This window comes from Streptomyces sp. NPDC051822, from assembly GCF_044452745.1.
Lineage (GTDB): Bacteria > Actinomycetota > Actinomycetes > Streptomycetales > Streptomycetaceae > Streptomyces.
In genome coordinates this window covers 1-5,811 of record NZ_JBITBZ010000027.1, presented here as the reverse complement: position 1 = coordinate 5,811, position 5,811 = coordinate 1, and the positions used below count along the sequence as shown (strand labels likewise).

The window sequence follows — 5,811 nt, the reverse complement described above, 5'->3', positions numbered from 1 at the left end:
CGCGAAGAAGTCGATGCCCGGCTGGATGTCGTCGAACGAGCCCCCGTTGGCCAGGGCGGCGGCGTATACACCGGCAAAGGCGGACCCGGCCGTCGCGGCAAGCACTGCGTCGCGCCACTGCTCAACTAGGTCTAAAGGCCGTACGGACGGTCCGCGCCACAGGGCCGTGGAACCCGTACTCGTGGTGCGTTCGAGCACGGCTCCGCCGCGACCCGGCTCCACCGTGTGTGGCTGCGGCCGGACGCCACCGCCTGAAGCCCGCGCCGGCCCTCCCCCGGACGGCCGGCGTGCCCCGCCTGCCGGCAGGCCCTGCCGAACCCGGGGGACGTGATTCTCGTCGGCCTTTCTGCCGTGCCTGGGCGGGTGGCTCTCCGGCGGGCGCCTTCTGCCGTACGCGGCCGACGCGACCCGCCTACGGCCGACTCCGCCGCGCTCGGCTGGCGCCCTTTTGCCGCGCCCGACGGCGCGGCCACATACCGTCGCGCCCCCTCCCCGGGCATACGGTCCTCAGATCTCCCCTCCGCGCGCACCGGGAGGTGCCGTACTGTCGCGTTCCACCAAGGTGGTCGCCACGAGCCGCACTCCCGTCACCGTCTCGCCCGCCAGCTCCTGCAGAATGGCGTCGACACACAGCGCTCCGACCTGGGCGAAGTCCTGGTGGACCGTGGTCAGGGGCGGGATGAAGGAGGCTGCCTCGGGAATGTCGTCGAAGCCGACGACGCTGACGTCCTCGGGGACGCGCACGCCGCGATCGCGGAAGGCCCGCAGCACACCGAGGGCCATCTGGTCGTTGGCCACGAACACCGCCGTGCAGTCGGCCTCCTCGGCGAGCCTCAGGCCGGCTTCGTAGCCCGACTCGGGGGTCCAGTCCCCGCGCAGCACGGGGGGTACCGTGCACCCTTCCTCGCGCAGTGCCGCTTCCCACGCCTCGGCGCGACGGCCCGCGGCGAAGGACTCCTCGGGTCCTGCGACGTGCCACACCGTGTCGTGACCGAGGTCGAGCAGATGCCGCACTGCGGAGCGGGCACCCTGCCGCTGGTCCGTGTCCACCACCGGGAAGCGCCCTGTGGCGTCCGAGTCCACCACGACCACTTTGACGTGCGGCGGCAGGGTGAGGGCAGCGGTATCGAGGAGGTGCACCTCCATGATCAGCACGACGGCGTCGACGGCCAGCTCGTCGAGGCGGGTGAACGCCCCCTTGACGTTGTCCTGTGTGGGTGCGTCGAGAGGGATGAGGGTGACCGCGTAGCCGGCGCGGGATGCCGAGCTGGTGACCGCGTCCAGGGTTCTGACGTTGCCCGTGCTGGTGAGCCCTCTGATGATGACGCCTATGGCCCGAAAGTCACCACGCTTGAGGGCGCGAGCCGCGCTGTTGGGGCGATATCCCAGCTCCTTCATCGCGTCGAGGACCTTCTTGCGGGTTGCCTCGACGACGGCCGTGTCACCGTTGGAGACGCGGGACACCGTCTGCGAGGAGACGCCTGCTCTCTGCGCGACGTCTGCCATGGAAACACGGCGCGGCCTGGTTCGCGCCCCCCGCCGACCGTCGTTCACGGCCGGCAGCCGACCGGTCGCGTTCTGCTCTGTCACCCGAATCCCTCTCATTCGCTACCACTTCGTGCTTGACGCCCCCCAGCGGGAATGTCACCATCACATTACCGATGATTGCGTAAACATTACTCGTCTTCCGGCCCCTCGCAGGGGCAGCTATCGGCCTCAGGTCACACTACTTCGCTCCGTTCCCGACCGGTCGGTCACCGACGCAAGGAACCACCATGACGCCCCTGTCGACGTCAGCACAGGCGGCCCCGCCGCCCCGCCGCCGAGCCCGCTCCCGTCTCCGCAAGGAGGCCTTGACCGGATGGGGGTTCGCCGGCCCGTTCGTCGCGGTCTTCGGTCTGGTGTTCCTCGCGCCGATCGGATACGCCCTCTACTTGAGCCTCTTCCAGGACCGGCTCATCGGCGGCACCTCCTTCGTCGGCCTCGACAACTACGGCGAGGCGCTCACCGACCCCCGCTTCTGGGACGGGCTGGCCCGGGTGGGCCTCTTCCTCCTGGTCCAGGTGCCGGTCATGCTCGGCATAGCCCTGTTCGTCGCCCTGGCGATCGACAGCGGCCGGCTCTACGGCAAGAGCTTCTTCCGCGTCTCGGTCTTCCTGCCGTACGCGGTCCCCGCCGTCGTCGCCAGCCTCATCTGGGGCTTCATGTACGGCACGCGCTTCGGTCTCGTCGGCAACATCAACGACGCGCTCGGGGTCACGCTTCCCGACCCGCTCTCCCCCTCCCTGGCCCTCGCCTCCATCGGCAACATCGTGACCTGGGAGTTCGTCGGCTACAACATGCTGATCTTCTACTCCGCGCTCAAGGTCGTACCCCGCTCGCTGTACGAGGCCGCAGCGATCGACGGCGCGGGGGAATGGCGCGTCGTGACGTCGGTCAAGCTGCCGGCGATCCGCAGCGCCCTCGTCGTCGCGACGATCTTCTCGATCATCGGCAGCTTCCAGCTCTTCAACGAGCCGAGCATCCTGCAGAAGCTCGCGCCCAACGCGATCACCAGCGACTTCACTCCGAACCTTTACACCTACTCGCTGTCCTTCGCGGGCCAGCAGCACAACTACGCGGCGACTGTGGCCATCGTGATGGGCGTGATCACCGCGATCATCGCCTACGCGGTCCAGCTGCGCGGCATGCGGAAGGGCTGAGCCGATGACCACCTCCCTCACGACGAGGGCCGCCACGACGGCCGCCACGACAGCCGCAGGCACGGACGCCACCACGGCCTCCGCCACCACCTCGGCCGCGGCGGCCAGGCGTCGGAAGCGGCTACCGCGTAGCCCGCTCAACCCCCGGCCCAGCATCCCGCTGACCCTCGTCACCGGCCTGGTCCTCGTCTACACCCTGCTCCCCCTCGCGTGGCTCCTCATCAACGCCACCAAGAACCAGAACGGGCTGCTCGACTCCTTCGGCCTCTGGTTCGCCGACGACACGCACCTCTGGGACAACATCACCCGCACCCTCACGTACGACGACGGCGTCTTCGTCCGCTGGCTGCTCAACACCCTGCTGTACGTCGCCGCCGGCGCGGGCGGCGCCACCGTCCTCGCCGTCCTCGGGGGCTACGCCCTCGCCAAGTACCAGTTCCCGGGCCGCAAGGCCGTCTTCGCGGTCGTCATCGGAGCCGTGGCCGTGCCCGGCACCGCGCTCGCCGTCCCCACCTTCCTGATGTTCAGCAACATGCGCCTGACCAACACCCCCTGGGCGGTGATCATCCCGTCCCTGATCTCGCCCTTCGGGCTCTACCTGATGTGGGTCTTCGCCGCCGAGGCGGTCCCCACCGAGCTCCTTGAGGCCGCGCGCATCGACGGCTCCGGCGAGCTGCGCACCTTCTTCACGATCGCGCTGCCGCTCCTCGTGCCGGGCACCGTGACCGTGCTGCTGTTCTCCATGGTCGCGACCTGGAACAACTACTTCCTGCCGCTGATCATGATCAAGGACCCCGACTGGTACCCGCTGACACTCGGCCTCAACGCCTGGAACGCCCAGGCGCAGACGGCCGGCGGCGAGGCCGTCTTCGACCTCATCGTCACCGGCTCCCTGCTGACGATCGTCCCGATCGTGGCCGTCTTCCTGCTGCTCCAGCGGTACTGGCAGTCCGGTCTGGCCGCGGGCAGCGTCAAGGAATGACCTCCCTACCCTGATCCACCGCCTCCGATCACCCCCAACCCTGATCGTCCCTTCCCGGGAGTTTCCTCCCCGCCCGCACCACCGACCAGGAGCACCTCCCATGAGCACGCACACCACCCGCAGACTGCTCGCCGCCCTCGCCGTCGTCTCCGCGCTCGCGCTCACCGCCACGGCCTGCGGCTCCGACGCCTCGGACGCGGGGGCCGGCGGCAGCGGTCCCAAGGACATAGAAGCCGCGCTGGAGAAGGGCGGAAAGGTGACCGTGTGGGCCTGGGAGCCCACCCTCGAGAAGGTGGTGCAGGACTTCGAGAAGAAGTACCCGAAGGTCGACGTCGAGCTGGTCAACGCCGGTACCGGCGACAAGCAGTACACCGCCCTGCAGAACGCGATAGCGGCCGGCAACGGCGCCCCCGACGTGGCGCAGGTCGAGTACTACGCCCTCGGCCAGTTCGCCATCGGCAAGTCCGTCGAGGACCTCTCCTCCTACGGCGCCCAGAAGTACGGCACGACGTTCACCAAGGGCCCCTGGAACGCCGTCACCGACGACCAGGCCATCCACGCCCTGCCCATGGACTCCGGCCCCATGGCGTTCTTCTACAACAAGAAGGTCTTCGACAAGCACGGCGTCAAGGTGCCGACGACCTGGGACGAGTACGTGGAGGCGGCCCGGACCCTCCACAAGGCCGACCCGAAGATCTTCATCACCAACGACACCGGCGACGCCGGCGCCACCACCAGCCTGATCTGGCAGGCCGGCGGCCGCCCCTACAAGGCCGAAGGCACCGACATCACCATCGACTTCGACGACCAGGGCACCAGCAGGTACACCGCCACCTGGCAGAAGCTCCTCGACGAGAAGCTCCTCGCGCCGACCAGCTCCTGGAGCGACGCCTGGTACAAGGGCCTGGCCGACGGCTCGATCGCCACCCTCTCCGTCGGGGCGTGGATGCCGGCCAACCTCACCTCCGGCGTCGCCGCAGCGTCCGGCGACTGGCGGGTCGCCCCGCTGCCGCAGTGGACGAAGGGCGACAGGACGAGCGCCGAGAACGGCGGCAGCTCGCTCGCCGTGCCGAAGGCCGCCAAGAACAAGGAACTGGCCTACGCCTTCACCGAGTTCGCCACCACCGGCGCCGGCGCAAGCAGCCGGGTCGCAGCGGGCGCCTTCCCCGCCACCCGCGCCGACCTGGAGTCGAAGGCGTTCCTCGACACCGAGTTCCCGTACTTCGGCGGCCAGAAGGCCAACCAGATCTTCGCCCAGTCCGCCCATGACGTCGACGCCGACTGGTCCTACCTGCCGTACCAGGTGTACGCGAACTCGGTCTTCAACGACACCGTCGGCAAGGCGTACGTCTCCCCGACCAAGCTCTCCGAGGGCCTGAAGGCCTGGCAGGACGCGAGCGTCAAGTACGGCACCAACCAGGGCTTCACCGTCAACAAGTAACCCACGCGACGTAGGGCGGAGCCGCACTGCGGCACCGCCCTCGGGATTGCCATATTCCACGTGTTTGCGTAACCATGCAGGGGGTGACGTCTCGGCCCCGTACAACCTTTCACATACCGGAGCAAACAGCGCATGCCCGATCTCCAGACAGACAAGGCCGGATTCCTGCTCGACGGCCAGCCCTTCCGTTTCCTGTCCGGCGGGCTGCACTACTTCCGGGTCCACCCCGACCAGTGGCAAGATCGGCTGCGTAAGGCCCGGCTCATGGGGCTCAACACCATCGAGACATACGTCCCCTGGAACCTCCACCAGCCGCGACCCGACCGCTTCGTGATGGACGGCGGGCTCGACCTGCTCCGGTTCCTCGACCTCGCTGCCGCCGAGGGCCTGTACGTCCTCCTCCGCCCCGGCCCGTACATCTGCGCCGAATGGGAGGGCGGCGGCATCCCCTCCTGGCTGCTCGCCGAGCCGGACATACGCCTGCGCTCCCGCGACCCCCGGTTCCTCGCCGCAGTCGACGACTACTTCGACCGGCTCCTTACCCCGCTCCGGACGTACCTCGCCTCGCAGGGCGGCCCGATCCTCGCCCTACAGGTCGAGAACGAGTACGGGGCCTACGGCGACGACACCGCCTATTTGGAGCACATCGCCGACTCGCTGCGCGCCTGCGGGATCGATGTCCCCCT

The 5,811-nt window shown here is 68.8% G+C and carries 5 protein-coding genes; 4 read left to right on the top strand and 1 reads right to left on the bottom strand.

From position 1 onward, the window contains the following. Nucleotides 1–507: 507 nt before the first annotated feature. Nucleotides 508–1,506 (bottom strand): LacI family DNA-binding transcriptional regulator, encoded by a 999-nt coding sequence (locus ACIA8N_RS36410; protein ID WP_365787902.1) that lies wholly within the window; start codon nt 1,504–1,506, stop codon nt 508–510. A 269-nt stretch (nt 1,507–1,775) separates the two neighbouring features. On the opposite strand from ACIA8N_RS36410, the gene ACIA8N_RS36405 reads away from it, so the two are divergent. The 4 genes from ACIA8N_RS36405 to ACIA8N_RS36390 all read left to right on the top strand — a co-directional run. After that, the gene (locus tag ACIA8N_RS36405) at nt 1,776–2,702 is read left to right on the top strand and encodes a sugar ABC transporter permease (protein ID WP_365787900.1); all 927 of its coding nucleotides are present in this window, start codon (nt 1,776–1,778) and stop codon (nt 2,700–2,702) included. 4 nt (nt 2,703–2,706) lie between these two features. Next, the gene (locus ACIA8N_RS36400; protein ID WP_365787898.1) at nt 2,707–3,684 is read left to right on the top strand and encodes a carbohydrate ABC transporter permease; all 978 of its coding nucleotides are present in this window, start codon (nt 2,707–2,709) and stop codon (nt 3,682–3,684) included. A 100-nt stretch (nt 3,685–3,784) separates the two neighbouring features. Next, nucleotides 3,785–5,125 (top strand): ABC transporter substrate-binding protein, encoded by a 1,341-nt coding sequence (locus ACIA8N_RS36395; protein WP_399416897.1) that lies wholly within the window; start codon nt 3,785–3,787, stop codon nt 5,123–5,125. Nucleotides 5,126–5,257: 132 nt separating this feature from the next. Next, the coding region (locus ACIA8N_RS36390) for a beta-galactosidase (RefSeq protein WP_399416896.1) at nt 5,258–5,811 on the top strand (554 nt) is incomplete at its 3' end.